This is a genomic window from Anabaenopsis elenkinii CCIBt3563 (assembly GCF_015245355.1).
Lineage (GTDB): Bacteria > Cyanobacteriota > Cyanobacteriia > Cyanobacteriales > Nostocaceae > Anabaenopsis > Anabaenopsis elenkinii.
This window is the reverse complement of the sequence record NZ_CP063311.1, coordinates 765,313-782,528: the sequence shown is the minus strand read 5'-3', so window position 1 is coordinate 782,528 and position 17,216 is coordinate 765,313. Positions and strand designations below refer to the sequence as shown.

The 17,216-nt window shown below is 42.6% G+C and carries 17 protein-coding genes and 1 tRNA gene; 6 read left to right on the top strand and 12 right to left on the bottom strand.

The window, feature by feature from the left end:
• Positions 1-8: 8 nt before the first annotated feature.
• Both IM676_RS03575 and IM676_RS03570 read left to right on the top strand, forming a co-directional pair.
• A complete protein-coding gene (locus IM676_RS03575; protein ID WP_200988952.1) occupies positions 9-506 on the top strand; it encodes a DUF427 domain-containing protein in 498 nt (165 codons plus the stop codon).
• A 19-nt stretch (positions 507-525) separates the two neighbouring features.
• The gene (locus IM676_RS03570) at positions 526-1,881 is read left to right on the top strand and encodes a hypothetical protein (protein WP_200988951.1); all 1,356 of its coding nucleotides are present in this window, start codon (positions 526-528) and stop codon (positions 1,879-1,881) included.
• 114 nt (positions 1,882-1,995) lie between these two features.
• Here the strand turns inward: IM676_RS03570 and IM676_RS03565 are convergent, their stop codons facing one another.
• The 11 genes from IM676_RS03565 to psbD all read right to left on the bottom strand — a co-directional run bounded on the left by IM676_RS03565 (position 1,996) and on the right by psbD (position 11,738).
• Positions 1,996-2,514 carry a nucleotide exchange factor GrpE gene (locus tag IM676_RS03565; protein ID WP_200988950.1) on the bottom strand — a complete coding sequence of 173 codons (519 nt, stop codon included), beginning with the start codon at positions 2,512-2,514 and terminating at the stop codon, positions 1,996-1,998.
• A 301-nt stretch (positions 2,515-2,815) separates the two neighbouring features.
• Complete coding sequence (locus tag IM676_RS03560; RefSeq protein WP_200988949.1) at positions 2,816-3,028, bottom strand: DUF2997 domain-containing protein; 213 nt, start codon at positions 3,026-3,028, stop codon at positions 2,816-2,818.
• 71 nt (positions 3,029-3,099) lie between these two features.
• The gene (locus tag IM676_RS03555) at positions 3,100-3,474 is read right to left on the bottom strand and encodes a DUF1257 domain-containing protein (RefSeq protein ID WP_200988948.1); all 375 of its coding nucleotides are present in this window, start codon (positions 3,472-3,474) and stop codon (positions 3,100-3,102) included.
• A gap of 30 nt (positions 3,475-3,504) precedes the next feature.
• Positions 3,505-5,094: an AAA family ATPase gene (locus tag IM676_RS03550; RefSeq protein WP_200988947.1), complete on the bottom strand. Its 1,590-nt coding sequence runs from the start codon at positions 5,092-5,094 to the stop codon at positions 3,505-3,507.
• Between the two features lie 96 nt (positions 5,095-5,190).
• A complete protein-coding gene (locus IM676_RS03545) occupies positions 5,191-5,346 on the bottom strand; it encodes a hypothetical protein (RefSeq protein WP_200988946.1) in 156 nt (51 codons plus the stop codon).
• Positions 5,340-6,032, bottom strand: coding sequence for a J domain-containing protein (locus IM676_RS03540; RefSeq protein WP_200988945.1), 693 nt, complete (start codon positions 6,030-6,032; stop codon positions 5,340-5,342). The genes IM676_RS03545 and IM676_RS03540 overlap by 7 nt, the downstream gene beginning before the upstream one ends.
• 16 nt (positions 6,033-6,048) lie before the next feature.
• On the bottom strand, positions 6,049-7,011 hold the full coding sequence (gene cysK / locus IM676_RS03535) for a cysteine synthase A (protein WP_200988944.1): 963 nt from the start codon (positions 7,009-7,011) through the stop codon (positions 6,049-6,051).
• Between the two features lie 38 nt (positions 7,012-7,049).
• Positions 7,050-7,490 (bottom strand): RrF2 family transcriptional regulator, encoded by a 441-nt coding sequence (locus IM676_RS03530; protein ID WP_200988943.1) that lies wholly within the window; start codon positions 7,488-7,490, stop codon positions 7,050-7,052.
• Between the two features lie 181 nt (positions 7,491-7,671).
• Positions 7,672-9,444 (bottom strand): iron uptake porin, encoded by a 1,773-nt coding sequence (locus IM676_RS03525; protein WP_200988942.1) that lies wholly within the window; start codon positions 9,442-9,444, stop codon positions 7,672-7,674.
• Positions 9,445-9,808: 364 nt separating this feature from the next.
• On the bottom strand, positions 9,809-10,090 hold the full coding sequence (locus IM676_RS03520; RefSeq protein ID WP_200988941.1) for a 4a-hydroxytetrahydrobiopterin dehydratase: 282 nt from the start codon (positions 10,088-10,090) through the stop codon (positions 9,809-9,811).
• Positions 10,091-10,679: 589 nt separating this feature from the next.
• Positions 10,680-11,738, bottom strand: coding sequence for a photosystem II D2 protein (photosystem q(a) protein) (gene psbD / locus IM676_RS03515; protein WP_200988593.1), 1,059 nt, complete (start codon positions 11,736-11,738; stop codon positions 10,680-10,682).
• Between the two features lie 283 nt (positions 11,739-12,021).
• Between psbD and IM676_RS03510 the strand changes: the two genes are divergently transcribed.
• From IM676_RS03510 to IM676_RS03495, 4 genes are all read left to right on the top strand, one after another.
• The gene (locus IM676_RS03510; protein ID WP_200988940.1) at positions 12,022-12,297 is read left to right on the top strand and encodes a hypothetical protein; all 276 of its coding nucleotides are present in this window, start codon (positions 12,022-12,024) and stop codon (positions 12,295-12,297) included.
• A gap of 13 nt (positions 12,298-12,310) precedes the next feature.
• Complete coding sequence (locus tag IM676_RS03505) at positions 12,311-12,988, top strand: ABC transporter ATP-binding protein (protein ID WP_200988939.1); 678 nt, start codon at positions 12,311-12,313, stop codon at positions 12,986-12,988.
• A 218-nt stretch (positions 12,989-13,206) separates the two neighbouring features.
• Positions 13,207-13,755 (top strand): NYN domain-containing protein, encoded by a 549-nt coding sequence (locus IM676_RS03500; RefSeq protein WP_200988938.1) that lies wholly within the window; start codon positions 13,207-13,209, stop codon positions 13,753-13,755.
• Between the two features lie 149 nt (positions 13,756-13,904).
• Positions 13,905-13,976 (top strand) — tRNA-Asn (locus tag IM676_RS03495).
• 767 nt (positions 13,977-14,743) lie between these two features.
• Here the strand turns inward: IM676_RS03495 and IM676_RS03490 are convergent.
• A partial coding sequence (locus tag IM676_RS03490) for a beta strand repeat-containing protein (protein ID WP_318780260.1) occupies positions 14,744-17,216 on the bottom strand: 2,473 nt, incomplete at its 5' end.

The window sequence follows — 17,216 nt, the reverse complement described above, 5'->3', positions numbered from 1 at the left end:
AAAATAAGATGATCAGACCAAATCCCATCCCCGCACAACCTGGACAGGAATCAGTGTGGGACTACCCCCGTCCGGCAATTTTACAAGACACAAATAAACATTTAAAAGTCATTTGCGGTGGTATTGTCTTGGCAGAAACCACCAGGGGGAAAAGAGTCTTAGAAACCAGTCATCCCCCCACCTATTATTTCCCCCCTGAAGATGTTCGACTAGAACACCTGATTGCAACTCCTAAAAAAAATCTCTGTGAGTGGAAAGGTGCATATCAATACTATGATATTAGTATTGCTGATAGATATATTCAGTATGCAGCCTGGAGATATTTTGCCCCTACCCCAAATTTCATCCCCATTCAGGAATACTATGGCTTTATTGCCGTATTGATGGATGCCTGTTATGTAAATGATGAGCTAGTGACACCCCAAGGAGGGGACTTTTACGGAGGATGGATAACTGCGGATATTGTTGGGCCATTTAAGGGAGGACCAGGTACATGGGGATGGTAAATCAATAATATGATGAATCATGAAAATTGAGACAGTTAAAATAAGTAATTTCACTGTGCATGAACATCATGTGCAAATCATCTATGATGCAGACGAATTTGTATTTTCTACTAAAATTTTCTATCATGATGTGGCCTTTTCTCGGCTGATAGCAAAATACTCTCAACCCTTCATATATGGTATAGTTGCTCACATTGCCCTGTTTGAAGGGATGAAGTTATGTTCTTTATTTCCTGAATATTACGACATTTCTACTGTGGCTGCATATCTAAAACCTGCTACCCTGGATTTGTTTGTCAAAATTTATCAAGGTGTATTTGCACAACATTGGTATGAGAATAATATCACCGATTATCAGCAACCCAAAATTATCTATTCTCAGGAGCTAGGTAATCCTCAACCTGGTAAAATCTTAGGTGAGAATCCATCTATTCTCACTGCTTGTGGTGGTGGTAAAGACAGTATTATAGCCATCAAAATCCTGGAAGCAGCTGGTATACCCTTTGCCTCTATGCAATATTCCCATAGTGTCTATGGTAAAGCTGATTTTCAACATCAATTGATTTCCCAAGTATTAGAATGTACTCATCCCAATCATCAACATCACATATCTGTTTATGATGATTTCCATGAATTTCCCTTTTTAAAATTATATTTCCCGGAAAACTCTGGCATTACTGCGCCAGAAACACCTGTTTCGGTTTTTCAATCTTTGATTCTGATGTTAAATCAGGGATATAATTATCTATGCCTCGCTCATGAAAAAAGCGCTAATAGTGGTAATCTGGTTTGGCAAGAAATAAACAAAGAAGTTAATCATCAATGGGGTAAAGGATTAGAAGCAGAAAGCCTTTTAGACAAATTTATTCGGGAAAACCTATTAACTAATTTTAAATACTTCAGTCTGCTACAACCTATTTATGATTTCCGCATTTTTCAATGTTTTAGTAGATACCCGGAACTGATATACAAGATTCATTCCTGTAATATCAGGAAACCTTGGTGTAAGAAATGCCCTAAATGTGCCTATGTGTGGTTGGGTTTAATGGCATTTTGTAACATGGATATTGTCAATGAGGTTTTTCAAGTTAACTTATTTGATGATACAGATTTAATCGCCACTTTCCGACAAATGTTAGGTTTAGCAGAACATACACCCTTTGAATGTATTGGGGAAATTGAGGAAAGTTGGTTATTTATGAGAAGATGTTTAGATAGGGGTTTATCTGGTAAAGCATTAGAAATATTTACCACAGAGATATTATCTAATAGTAGGATCAATTGGCGAGAACTCGAGAAGAAATATAATTATGTTTACTCAACAGAACATGATATTCCTCAAGGGATATTTAAAGCAATTGAGGAATACCTGTGAGAGGTTGTTTAAAAAGTTTATTCTTGAAGAAATGATTAAGTTGAAAGGGAATTTTTGCCAAGATTGAGGAATTAAACCATAGCATTTAAAGGGTAAAGCCAGCACTCTTATTACTTAAACTGGTGGAAGTGTGCGACTAACTTTAGCAGGATAAAGAACCTTGTCACCATCCCGATAACCGATAAAACGGATATATACTAAATCTGATTCTTGGATATCATCACTATCAGCTTGGTGTATTTGGGGATTATATTTTACCTGTTCCCATGTTTCCCCTATGGGAGTATAACCCCAACTAGCGATCAGATTATCTAAAGATGTAAATAAGGAAACAATATTTCTAGCGGGTAAGTCAGGTTGAGCAGCAGTGATTTTTTTAATGGTACGATAGTTACAGAGTAAGGTTTGCAATTGAGTAAAAGTAGTGTATTGAAAATCATCCTGCAATTGGTGAGATTGTTGTTTTAACTCATGTCGGAGTCTTTGACATTGATTCTCTAAATCCTTAATTTTTTGCTCAGTGTCTGAAGCTGCTACAGGTGGGTTAGCTTCTGTAACTAATATTCTCAGAATTACATAAATAATCAGGAAGAGAATTAAACTCAACAGGAGGTTACTAAATTGTTGTAACATAGGTTCTTAGAGGATGTTTGATAAGTTTTCAACAGGTAATTTTTATCTTAGGGAACACACCGAACACACCGAACACCGGAATGGGAAGGATTGGGGAACACGGTATGGCTAACGCCACGCTATCGCTATCGACTTCGCTCACCGACTGCACAAAAAACAATAAAATCCAGTCCCCTCCCCTTACAACGGGAGGGTTAGGGTGGGGTCAAATAATATTCGATACACTAATCATGACTTTCCAAACAACCTCTTAGGCTTTTTTAGCAAATAAAAAACTTTCACAGAGTGTTAATTCCTCCGATTATGAGGGTTGCAAAGATTGAGTTTCAGAGACATTAATTAAATCTTCTTCTTGATAATATTCTTTGAGGAGTTCTTGAGATTCTATACTTCCCAAAGAATTTTCTACAGCTTTGGTTGTCTCTACGCAACTAGCACCAGTGGCATTTAGAACCCTTTCCACAATTTTGCCATCTTTGCCAATGTGATATTCAATCTTTTGATATTCTGCCATGATGATTGTTCCTGTTTACGTATATTATCTTATGGCATGGTATTGGGCAAGATGGGGGCACGACAAGCATCTTAAACCCATCGACCCACCACAACCCGCACTGTTCCATCTTGCAATACTTCCTCTTCTTCGACATTAAACCCCTCTGTTTGCAAGGACATCATTAAGGTCTTATGGGCGTACTTTTGAGTAATGCTGTTAATAAAATCTTGTTCATTAATTTTAGCGCCCCAAAAGTCTGCAACTAATTCATAGTTTTCTCCCTCTTGGCGAAAGCCTAGATCATAGCCATTATCTTGGCGGATAACATATTCTGCTTGGGTGCTATCTCCCATGTAACCGCGCACATAGGTATTATACTCTACCTGATAACCTAGTTCTTGCAGCACTTGATGCAGAATTTCCCCTTGTTTGATTTGTACTTGGATGGTGGTAAAATGAGACATATGTGTTTACTCCTGTTGATGAGGTGGAAATTAATCGACTTCCAATGGACCTAACCCCTGGAGCCGAGAATAAACTGTTAACTCTTGTGTTAATTTCCCATCTATAGATGCGGTTCTGGCTCCTGCTTCCGCCGCCCATTGTTTTAAACTAGCAATTTGTTCTTTAGCTATGGCAGCTAAGGGGACTGTTTCGGCAATAGCTGCTAATATGTCCTCGGTGGTAAAATCTCGCCTATTACCATTGACTAGATTACCAAAAGCTCGGTGCATGCCATCAATAATTACTTGCTGAATTTCAGCACCGCTAAAATTTTCTGTGTGTTGAGCCAGGGTGTCTAAGTTAAATTCCCGCAGTCGTGAGGGGCGGACTTTTTGCAGGTGGACTTGAAAAATATCCCGGCGTTCTACTTCTGTGGGTAAATTTAAAAAGAATATTTCATCAAAGCGACCTTTTCTTAATAACTCTGCGGGGAGAATTTGCACGTTGTTGGCTGTGGCGACGATAAATACAGGGCTGGTTTTTTCCTGCATCCAAGTAACTAATGTCCCAAATACCCGCCGAGAGGTTCCAGAGTCGCCATCAACGCCACTGTTCATATTACCAAAGGCTTTATCTATTTCATCCATCCACAATACACAGGGAGAAATAGCTTCTGCTACTTGAATCATTTGGCGGATGCGATTTTCACTTTCTCCCACTATCCCCCCAAATAGTCTACCCACATCTAACCGCAACAAGGGTAAACGCCACTCATGGGCGATGGTTTTGGCGGATAATGATTTACCTGTACCTTGTATTCCCACTAATAGGAGTCCTTTGGGGTTGGGTATTCCGTACCGTCGCGCTCCTTCGGTAAATGCGTCTTGACGCATTCGCACCCAGTTTTTGAGGTTTTCCAGTCCGCCGACATTTTTTAAGGATTCATAAGTGGTGTAAAATTCTAATATTCCCGTTTGTCTAACTGCTTGTTTCTTTTCTCCCAAAACCCCATCAATATCTGTTTGATTAACTTCCCCTTTGGCGGCTAAGGCTGCGGCTAACACCCGACGAATGCGGGCGCGACTTAGACCCTGACAGGCTTTGATGAGTTGTTCTTTAGCTAGTTCAGTGAGTTTGAGTTTTTCGGGAACGACTAACTGTTGAATTAAATAATCTATTTCTGCAATGTTGGGTAAGGGAAAATCAACAACTGTAATTTCTTCTTGTAGTTCTGGGGGAATGGTTAATATATGACTGGTGAGGATGAGAGTTTGGCGAGTACGCTTGAGTTGACTAGTTAGGTTTTTTAAGGCGCGAATGACTGGGGCGTTTTTATCTGCGTCAGGATTTTTTAAAATAAAATGTATATCTCGCAGTACAAATATGGTGGCGGTATCCGGTGCTTTAGCGATTCTAGCCAATGCACCCATAACTGAGCCTTTATCGTTACCGTTATCACTCCAACCTCTGACTAAATCCCAGAATAACAGTTGCCGTGATGAATGAGATACTGCTGTAACTTTTTGTAGGACTTCTTCTATGGGTTCTTCTTCTACACCCACTATATATATGACTGGATAGCGGGCGCGCAGCATTAAATCTAACTGTTGGATGAGTTGTTGATGGGGGTTTTCATTCATCAGTGTACATAGCCAGATAATTTACCAATGTATCCAATTTTAGGTTAGATGTGTGAATATGTGGGGGATGATTTGCAGCATAATACTTTCAACCAGCTAGTTTTTCCAGGTTGGCTGTTTGACTTTTGAGTTTTGACTGATCCTGAGTGCAGCTAAATTAATTCCCAACAAAACATATTTACTATCATAAGCTATGAGTTCCTGTGATGTAGTGACATTAATCAAGTCATCTGGTAACTTTTGATTTACCATTGGGGCTGTACCTCCTGGTGTAATCTAGCAGCTATACGGAATAATTCTTGTCCGGTATGCAAATAACGCTCATCGTAGCTTAGGGGGAAATAGGCTAACTCTTCTATCCCATCTCCTACTTGACTGAGACTGTGGTATAAATAAGCTGCTGTTTTAGCTAAACTGGGGGGATTGGGCAGAGAACGAAAAGTAAGTTGGGCTTGCTTGAGGTGTTCTCGACAGGTGTTTAGGTATTCTGTAAATTCCTCTAATAACTGATCATCAAAAGGATCAGCGGCTAGTTCCTCAATTTGATCTTCTAGAGAATTGAGAATCTGATCAAGTAGTTGATTGACGGGTTGATAAACTAAGCGTAGCCATTCTTTAACCTGTTCATCAGCATCTCGCCCTGTTGGTCTGGTAGTTTGGTAACTTTTTTGTCCTGGGTATTGTTGATATTGACTATTTAATTTTTGGGAGTTTTGTTGCAGTTGTTGGTCATAGTGGCGACGATTTTGACTGTCTCCTAAGACCTCATAGGCTGCATTGATGCGAATAATCTGCTCTTGATCTGCTGTTTGCTGATTACAGTCGGGATGAAACAACTTCACCAAGCGGCGATAGGATTGCTTAATCTCCGCTTGGGTAGCATTGGCATTCACTTTCAGGGTTTCGTAATGGTTAGAAACTTGTTTGGAATCGACCATGAATTTAATGTAACATTTAGCTGATGCTAGTGGCTACTTTAGCTTCCAAGTCTTGGAATAAAGGTGTACTTAAATATCTTTCTCCAAAACTAGGCTGAATCATGACTATTAACCGCCCTTCGTTCTCTTTTCGTTGTGCTACCCGAATGGCTGCACATAAAGCCGCACCAGTAGATATACCTGAGAGTAGCCCTTCTTCTCTGGCTAACCGGCGACTATAGGCGATCGCATCCTCATCAGTAACAGTAATCACCTGGTCAATCAGATGTACTTTCAGAACCTGAGGAATAAACCCAGCTCCAATTCCTTGGATTTTATGGGGTCCTGGTTGTCCTCCTGATAAGACTGGGCTATTACTTGGTTCCACTGCGATCGCTTGAAAGCTTGGTTTTCGGCTTTTGAGAACTTCCGCCACACCGGTGATTGTACCACCTGTACCCACACCAGCCACAATCATATCTACCTGGCCATCGGTATCTGTCCAGATTTCCTCAGCTGTAGTTTCCCGATGTATTTTGGCATTGGCGGGGTTGCGGAATTGCTGCAACATATAAGTATGTGGGGTAGTATCAACTATTTCTTGAGCGCGGCGAATTGCACCACTCATACCTTCAATCCCCGGTGTTAGTTCTAATTCTGCCCCATAAGCGCGCAACATCGCCCGTCGTTCTGCGCTCATGGTTTCTGGCATAGTTAAAACTAACCGATAACCTTTAGCTGCTGCGGCCATAGCTAGAGCAATACCTGTATTTCCCGATGTGGGTTCTACCAATAAGGTTTTTCCCGGAGTAATCAAGCCTTCTGCTTCGGCGGCGTTAATCATACTCACCCCAATGCGGTCTTTAACTGAGGATGAGGGGTTCATACTTTCGAGTTTCACCAATATTTGTGCTACACATCCTTCTGCTTGGGGGATGCGGTTTAACTGTACTAGGGGCGTACGACCAACTAATTCTGTAATGTTACGGGCTATTTTCATAATTATTGCTGATTTTCCTATTTATTTATCTGTGAAAACTAAATGTAGTACATAATATCCAATTGCCGACGGGAATCTCTTTTTTCACAAAGATCCTGAAGTGTGTAGTTTTGTAACACCAGGTTTGCTGCTTGACAAGCTTCCTGCCAGATTTCTTTAATCACAGAAGTATCTATACTTTGAGGATTGCTGTGTCCTTCAGAGGTCGTCTGTATATCTAACCCTTCCAAACATTGTAAAATATCGAAAATTGTAATTTTCCAAGGTTCCCGGGTCAGAAAGTAGCCACCTTTAGAACCACGTTGACTCTTGACTATACCCCCCCGTCTCAAAGTCGCCAGTAACTGCTCCAAATAGCGGTCGGGGATGCTTTGTTGGGCGGCGATTTGCCGAATTTGCATCGGTTCACCGCTTTGATAATGAGTTGCCATCTCGATGAGGGCGAGTATGGCGTATTCAGATTTACATGATAGTTCCACAAGCAGCAATATGAGTAAGGGATCAAGAAAAAGTTAAATAGAGTAATGACTCTTAACTTTTTATAGTATACTCCGGTTCTCCACTGGGGTTTGCTATTTAGTTTCAGGGACAAGAAAAAGCCCCGGGTGATGGCGGGGCATAATTATTTCTAGTGGAAATATTGGGTAGATTTACCAGGTTCTAGAACTTGAAGGTGGTTCTGACAGTACCGATGAAGATATCCTCATTGTTACCGTTCTGTCCAGAGTTGGTCATCCAAATCACCCCAGGGGTGACGGATATGTGATCAGAAATGCGATGCTTGTAGAAGCCTTCCACTTGGTATGGAATTTTGTCTAAGCCTTGGACTCTATCAAATGCGTGGGGTTGAGCACCGGCGAAGATTCCTAAAACGTTACCTCTTCTGCCAAAGTCAGGTAAGGCTATCCCGGCTCCATAACTCCAAACTTCGCTGTTGTCGTTATCACCAGAGCCTTCGACATCAGTATAGGAAACAAAACCACTGATGGATAACTTTTCACTGGGTCGGAAGGCGGCAGCAGCACCGTAAGATTGAGTGGAAAAGGGACTGCGATCGCCTGTTTGGTTGTTAATACCACCATAGTTTGCTACAGTAGTACCGACAATAGGTCGAGGCGAAGGACTAGCGCCAAAAGGATCAAGTTTGGCATTAGACCCACTATCAAAGATAGCCGAGCCTGTGCCATGATACCCCCGCACATAGGTAGCTGCTAGGGCCACGCGATCGCCCAGGTTCATGTTAAATTGTCCGAGGGCACCATAGTTACCGTGGAATATACCGGAACCGAGACTGGGATCATTAGCTTCTGATCCCAAGTAACCTACAGTTACGGAGCTACTTGTACGCCCACCTGTACCAAGGGGTAAGGTATAAGCAAGACCCGCACCACCACCAATGCGATAGATAGGACTTTGAGCGGCAAAAGTACTTAAAGCTCCATTACCCCCGTCTGTACCATCAGCAAAGTGAGGGTTATTCACAGGTGCATAGTGGCTATGTCTACCACCATGAGCCGCAAGGTAAACTTGGCCGCGACCTAAGGGAGCTTGATAGGTGAGTCTATCTATCTCAACATTGTTAGCACCGGTATTACCAATGTTAAATGTTTGCATACCTTCACCACTTTTGGCGATCGCTGGTAAACCATCCGCACCCGCTGGGAGTTGTCCATCGTTACCCAGATTAAAGTTATTAGAATTACCAGACACTAAAGTGGTAGTCAAAACATCCCGACCAGTGAAGCTGCTATGTAAGCCTAAACGGACTCTGTTTTGAAAAACGCTGTTGTTATTATCGCCAACTCTATCACCAAAGGCATCGGTAAGAGCAAAAACTGCTTCACCAGTCAGCTTGGTAGTGGTGGAGAACTGATTAGCTTCCAATTCACTAGTGCGCCATTCTAGGGAATCTACACGACCGCGTATAGTTGCCAACTCGGCGGAAAATTCCTCTTGTAACCGCTCTAAGACAGCTAAGTCTTGTCTGGTCGCCATGTCAACGGCGACGGTGGCGATCAACTCGTTAATTCTATCCAAACAGGCGTTTAAACCAGCTGCAAATTCATAACGAGTTAAAACGCGATTACCGCGATAAGTCCCATCTGGGTAACCTACAATACAACCGTAGCGCTCAACTAAGGACTGTAACGCTTGAAATGCCCAATCTGTCGGTTTGACTTCATGAAATTCGGAAACCGATGTTACTTGGGAGAGAATTGTATTTTCCCTACCTTCATTGCTGTAGTTATTAACTTGGTTAATAACACCACTGTCCTGAGTCATGGGAGAAAACTCAGTAGCCGCTGCTTGTGGGATTGTAGAGAATTCAGTCGTAGTAATTGGGGCGGCGATCGCTGTTCCTGAAACTAATAAACTTGCACCCAAAACTGCCGGACTAACCACCAGGGACTTCCGCAAGATGATATTAGACATATTAGCTTTTCACTCACACCTTGTATAGATAATTGTTGCTACATTTACCTCATGAATTAAACAATTTTTGTATTCATGAGATACATTTGCTATTATCAAAAGTTGAGTTTTTGCTTCGCTAATAACAGATTAATTTAAAACTTAAATTAATCTTAAATTAATGTGATTAACAAAGACAAATACAAAACTCCATAGCCAACCATTATAGTGCACCTCAAGTATATGACAAGATATTAGCCCATAGCCTAATTAACTCTCATATACAAATATCTAGAAAAAAAGAGACGAGCCGAGAAATGATATGTTTCCCGTCAGTCTCAATTATTGATATTACCTATAATTACAGCTTGTGAGCAAAAAACTTTTAATTAATTTGAGAAATTACCTCAGCTAAATCAAAATCCTTTTGTGTCAAGCCTCCTGCATCATGTGTTGTCAAGGTAATATTTACCTTGTTATAGGAGATGCCTATATCTGGATGATGTCCGGAGGATTCTGCAGGTTCTACCAGCTTCTTTACAAACTCCATGGCGGCGATAAAATCTTTAAAGCTGCGGGTAGTGTGCAATTTAGAACCTTCAACTGTCCAACCCGACAAACGGCTGACCTGGGACTGAATTTCTGCGTCAGTTAGTAATTGTGCCATATGAACAAATCCTGTTTAAATCTTCAATTTGCACTGAATTATTTTTGGCAATTGATACTTTACCTTTTGATGCCTAGAACACAATTATCTAGTAATAATCAACAGGTTTAGTTGCTATGAATGTGCAAACTAACTGTAACTTAATTTTTATCTTCAAGTGACGCAAAAACCATTGATAAATTTGAGGATACCCATAAAAAACTATCCGCTCTGATTTAGATCAGTTGATCTAATATCAGAGCGGTCTAGTGGGTCTTCAGGTTGCAACCAGACTGCCGGAAGGAACTCCGATTTTTAGCCTAGTGACTTGAGCTAACTTAGTCTCCCAAGGTGACTAAGGCTAACTTCTAGAGAACAGCCCCGGCGCACAGCCGGCTAACTGCAACCTGATGACCCATGGTTTTACTACTTTCTATCATGGGCATCACCTCCTTGTTGCCTAAGCGGTCTTAGTATCAAAAGGGCAGAGCATATTGCTCTGGGTTGTTAACCTCCAACTAGCATAACACAGAATTTTAGTAAAACCAAAAAAAAATACCCCCGCTGGTGAGCGGAGGCTGAATGAAAAATCGAGAATGAGATTTTTATTTTAGAGTGCGTTACCGCGAGGTAGAACTTCCTCAGGGAATACAAATTGTTTGTGAGGCTGATCTTGAGGAGCCATCCAAGCCCGGATACCCTCATTCAGCAAAATGTTTTTGGTATAGAAAGTTTCAAACTCTGGGTCTTCTGCTGCCCGCAATTCTTGGGAAACGAAGTCATAAGCCCGCAGGTTCAATGCTAAACCTACAATGCCTACGGATGACATCCATAAACCAGTCACAGGTACAAACAGCATGAAGAAGTGTAACCAACGTTTGTTAGCAAAAGCAATACCGAAAATCTGTGACCAGAAACGGTTTGCTGTCACCATTGAGTAGGTTTCTTCTGCTTGGGTGGGGTTGAAGGCGCGGAAGGTGTTGGAGGCTTCGCCGTCTTCAAACAGGGTGTTTTCTACTGTGGCTCCGTGAATTGCACACAATAGGGCACCGCCTAATATCCCTGCTACACCCATCATGTGGAAGGGGTTCAGTGTCCAGTTGTGGAAACCTTGGAGGAATAGTAGGAACCGGAAGATTGCCGCTACACCAAAGCTGGGTGCAAAGAACCAGCTAGACTGTCCCAAGGGGTACATCAAGAATACACTGACGAATACCGCAATTGGGCCAGAGAATGCCAGGGCGTTGTAGGGACGGATACCTACTAGACGGGCAATTTCAAACTGCCGTAACATGAAGCCGATTAAGCCAAAGGCTCCGTGTAGGGCGACGAATGGCCACAGTCCACCTAGTTGGAACCAACGGGTGAGGTCTCCTTGGGCTTCTGGTCCCCACAGGAACAACAGGGAGTGTCCCATGCTGTCTGCTGGTGAGGAAACCGCTACTGTGAGGAAGTTACAGCCTTCTAGGTAAGATGAGGCTAATCCGTGGGTGTACCAGGAGGTGACGAAGGTTGTACCGGTGAGCCAACCGCCTAGTGCTAGGTAAGCGCAGGGGAATAATAATATCCCTGACCAGCCTACGAATACGAAGCGATCGCGCTTTAACCAGTCGTCTAAAGCGTCAAACCACCCTCTTGTACTGGGGGCACGTCCAACTGCGATGGTCATTAGAACGAATCTCCAAATGTTTATAAGTACAGGTCTGCTTATAGAGCAGCTTTTGACAGCTGTCTTTATGCAGATAGTTTACCAGATTGTCAATCTAGTTTACAAATTTTTACTGACTCTCATAATTATAAGTGCAAATCGTTACTTTTTCCAGTTAATTCTTAATTAAATTTTATTTTTATCCTTTTTATCCGATAAAGGGTGCTGGGGGTTGATGGTTGCTCCCCATTCCCTGTGACCTAACGCTAAAATGAGTCCTAAAGTTACGTTAGACTAATCCTAAATGTTTACTATTGACTTAAGTATCAGAAATACTGCCTTCCCCATAAGTGTACAACGTAAGAACCAAGAGGATGCCGAAGCTATCTATCAGCTAATTTTAGAGGCTATGCGCTCTGGTAACCCTGACATTGTGGAACTTAAATGTGAGGGTAAGACAGAAAAGAAAATTGCTGTGCGTACCAGTGAAATTTCTGGAGTCCAGATTGTTCAGAAAGATGGTACAACTACTAGCAGTGGTAGAGCACCAGGCTTTTTTGCCCTCACTGCTGCTGAATAACTAGGGTGTGAAAATGTCAGAAGTTGGCATTAGGGTTAAGGATTTAAATTTTAGTTGGCCTAATGGGGCGAAGGCAATCCAATCTTGTTCTCTAGAAGTACCTAGAGGTGAATTTTGGATGCTTCTGGGTACAAATGGCAGCGGAAAATCTACATTACTGCGACTATTGGCGGGGTTATTAGCTCCTGAGTCCGGTGAAATTCAGGTTTTAGAACCCGTTGGCTTTGTATTTCAAAATCCTGATCATCAATTGGTAATGCCAACTGTGGGCGCTGACGTGGCTTTTGGACTGGTGGAGGAAAAGTTACCCCCGGCGACGGTGAGGACAAGGGTTGAGGAGGCGTTGAAGTCGGTGAATTTATCTACCCTACAACTACGCCCTATTTATGCTTTGAGCGGAGGACAAAAACAACGAGTGGCGATCGCCGGCGCGATCGCGCGGCGTTGTGAAATCTTACTCTTAGATGAACCGACAGCCCTGTTAGACCCAGATAGCCAATTAGAGTTAGTGGCTAGTCTGAGTCGTTTAGTCAAAAGTCGGGGGATGACAGCCCTGTGGGTAACTCATCGCCTAGATGAGTTGAACTACTGTGACGGTGCTTTTCTACTAGACAATGGCTGTTTAATAGATCTAGGTGATCCTCAGCGTCTCAAGCAAAGGTTGATGACAATGGATAATGGATCAATTTAAATACCCATTTGCTGCTATGGGTTTTTCTGAATAATTACTAACAATTGAGACGCGCCTGGATCAGGCGCGTTTCTGTTTGGGTAAAGCTTTTAGAGTGAAATACTATTATCTGACCTAATTTTTTAATGGTTTGTAACATAGAGTTACAAGTAATATTTCAATTACCATGAAATCTATGAATGAATTTTGTTAACTCTAGATAACTGTGATTAAATACCATGCATCGTTCCTTACTACCCGCTGTCTTGTTAGTAGACGGCTACAATATCATTGGCGCTTGGCCTTGCCTGAAAAAAACCCGTGATCATACAGGATTAGAGGCTGCACGCGGGGAACTAGTGGAAGCAATGACTAGTTATAGCTCGTTTCAAGGTTATAACACTCAAATAATTTTTGATGCCCAACATCATAAAGCTCCTACTAATACAGAAATTATTACGGATCTGTTATCAGTTCATTACACTGACTTTGGACAAACTGCAGACACTTATATTGAAAAATCCTGTGCATCTCTACGGGAGCAAAAAGCGCAGTCTCTGATTAATCGGGTAATTGTGGCCACATCTGACCGCGCCCAACAGTTGATAGTTCAGGGCTATGGGGCTGAATTGTTGTCTGCACAACAGCTTTGTAGTGACGTGCAAAGTACAGTTTGTCGGATGCGAGATAAATATCAAAAACCCAAACAACCCAAAAGTCGGTTTTTAGCCAACTCCATTGATGCCAAAGCACGCCAACGATTAGCTCAGTTGAGAATGGGGTTATAGTAGCCACTGGAGTCTAAAGGGCGATAACCCTGTACTGGCAAGGGTTTGGGCTGCAGTGTGATCATAATTAAATATCTACAAAAAAAAAAGTTTGGTAAAACACTTGCCAAATTCTATATGTTGGGTTTAAGATTATTACTTGTGAGCGTTCCTCAGTAGCTCAGCGGTAGAGCGATCGACTGTTAATCGATTGGTCGCTGGTTCGAATCCAGCCTGGGGAGTTAAAGTGAATAGTTTTGAGTAGAGACGATACTAGAATACCGGACTTATTAGAGAAGTCAGCCAGGGGTATATAATATGTTTGCCTTATCGCCAGGAAAGGCTTTATATTGCCAAATCATTGATACTATAATAAATGAATGTATTTTTTGATATATCCACAGCCAAGGTATAAGATTTAGCTAACTTTGTCATCCATCTAAAGATAGATTTTTGAGGAAGCCAGGGCATAAATTAAGAGTCTGATAGCTAAAGTCATTAGCCAGGGGTTAAAAACCCCTGTCTGATAGCTAAAGTCCACTGAAAGTGGACTAGTGGGTTATCTAGAATACTCTACCGTCAACGGTTGACGGTTGACGGTTGACGGTTGACTGGGAAGAGGTGTGACCATCAACAGCCATTAGCCGGGGAATAAATTAAGCGTCTGATAGCGAAAGTCCACTTTTAGTGGACTTGTAGGTTACATATAATACTCTAGGCAATGATTGTCAACCATATTAATAATGTTATATTTAACACCTAGTCGGATTTATCCGACTTGAGCTATTAGACAGGGGTTTCTAACCCCTGGCTCCCCGTGGTCGTAGCTCTTAAACCCTGACCCGTCAACAGTCAACCGTCAACAGTCAACAATCAACAGTCAACACCCAGTCGGATTCATCCGACTTTAGCTATTAGACAGGGGTTTCTAACCCCTGGCTCCCCGTGGTCGTAGCTCTTAAACCCTGACCCCTCAACAGTCAACCGTCAACCGTCAACAGATACTTATTTACCCCAGCAACTCAGAGATAAAAGCATTAATCTCGGCTCCTGTGTTTCTCGGTCCTGTGAGTTCACTGGTAAATAGATTAAAGGAAGTTTGCAGAATGGCATTGACGTTAGGATTACTCTTAAGTAACAACCCTTGGTTAATTAAGAAAATATCCCCCCCTGTGACTTGACCATTCCCATCAACGTCAAAGGCTAATCTGTTCACCCCATTAGTAATCGCATTCCTCAAAGCAGCACCGGTGGTGTTTGTGGCTCCCACGGTTTCAGTGCTAAACAGATTAAAGGAACTTTGTAAAATCGCATCCACATTCGGATTATTCCGTAACAGCAGATATTGGCTAATGAACAATAAATCAGCACCGGTCACCCTACCATTACCATCAATATCCGCAGCGAGTCCACTGACTGTAACAGAAGGTACTCCTAATACATCCACATTGGGGTTACCACTGTTAGCAGCAAAGTTAACTGTACTTTCTCCATTAAAACCAGCTGTGGTGGTAAAGGGAATATTCACAAAGACGCTATCACTGTTAGTAGACTGAAGAGGGCTGATAGTCAGAATCAATTCTTTATCAGTGTTAGGGTCATTATCAGCATTTGCTGTGTCATCAATGATGGTTTTGCTGACTATAGTCCCCGCCGAACTAGACAGATTAACATCCCCAGTGTTAATATTCAGTTCAGAACTATCAAAGTAAATTGAAAGTCCGGCAAAAGATATCTGAGAATCGTTAAAGTTATCAAGACGATAGTTTAAGGTGATATCTCCCCTTCCTGGTGTAACCTTGTTGCTTTTAGGGGTAATCAGCAGTTGAGGGGGATTTGTTAAATCATCATCGAGAATTGTCCCCGTAGCAGTAGCAGTGGTAATGGTGGCGTTACTGGGGTTAGATAGGGTAACGATAAAGGTTTCATTTGGTTCTGCTACGGTATCACCACTGACATTGACTGTAATTACTTGAGATGTTTCCCCCGCTGCAAAGGTGACCATACCTGTGGGGAGTGTTCCCCCAAAGTCGGCGGCGTTGGCGGGGTTGAATCCTGTACCTGTCACCGCCCAGTTAGCAGTGCTGATTATATTAGTATTTCCTGTGCGGGTAACTGTGAAGGTGAAGGGGGTGGTTCCGGTGTTACCTTCTAACCTGATGGCGTTGGTGGGGGCGATGTCTAGGCTCGCATCATCATTGAGGATTGTCCCGGTAGCAGTAGCAGTGGTAATGGTGGCGTTACTGGGGTTAGATAGGGTAACGGTAAAGGTTTCATCTGGTTCTACTGCGGTATCACCACTGACATTGACTGTAATTACTTGAGATGTTTCCCCTGCGGCAAAGGTGACTCTACCTGTGGGGAGTGTTCCCCCAAAGTCGGCGGCGTTAGGGGGGTTGGTTCCTGTATATGTCACCGTCCAATTAGCAGTGCTGGTAACATTAGTGTCCCCTATGCGGGTAACTGTGAAGGTGAATGGGGTAGTACCTGTATTCCCTTCTGATTGTACTGCATTAGTAGCGGCTATGGATAAAGTAGGGTTAGTTTCCTCAACTATCAGCTTAGTGATAAAAGCATCACCATTCCCACTATTAGTTTGCCCATCTAGGTCGCCAAAGGTAGAACCAGCTACATAAATATAACCATCAACACCTATGGTCAGGGCATTGGCTTGGTTACCGCTATCACTTCCTAACTGCTTTGTCCACAACCAAGTACCATCAGTGTTATACTTAGCGATAAAGGCATCCACACTTTTATTATTAGTTTGCCCATCTAGGTTACCTCCGGTAGAACCGGCGACATAGATAGAGCCATCAAGTCCTGTGACCAGGGCTTTGGCTTGGTTACCGCTACCAGTTCCCAACAGCCTTGTCCATATCCTAGTACCATCAGTGTTGTACTTAGCGACAAAAACATCCCCATTCCCACTATTAATTTGCCCATCTAGGTTCCCTCCGGTAATACCAGCGACATAGATAGAGCCATCAAGTCCTGTGGTCAGGGCTTTGGCTATTTCCTCACTGGTAGTTCCCAACACCCTTGTCCATACCCTATTGCCATTAGTGTTGTACTTAATGATAAAGGCATCACCACCCCCACTATTACCTCGCCCATGTAGGTTACCTCCGGTAATACCAGCGACATAGATAGAGCCATCAAGTCCTGTGGTCAGAGCATGGGCTATTTCTTGCGTGCTGGTAGTAGAAGATGAAAACTGTATTCCCCATCTCCTAGTACCATCAGTGTTGTACCTATTGATAAACGGACCCGTAACAATACCATCACCAATAACCCAGTCTCCACCAGTAATACCAGTAACATAGATAGAGCCATCAGGTCCCGTAGTCAAGGCATTGGCTCCGTCCTGCTCGGTAGTTCCCAATAGCTTTGTCCATTCCCTAGTGCCATCTGGGTTGTACTTAGCGATAAAGGCATCCCCACCCCCACTATTAGTTTGCCCATCTAGGTTACCTCCGGTA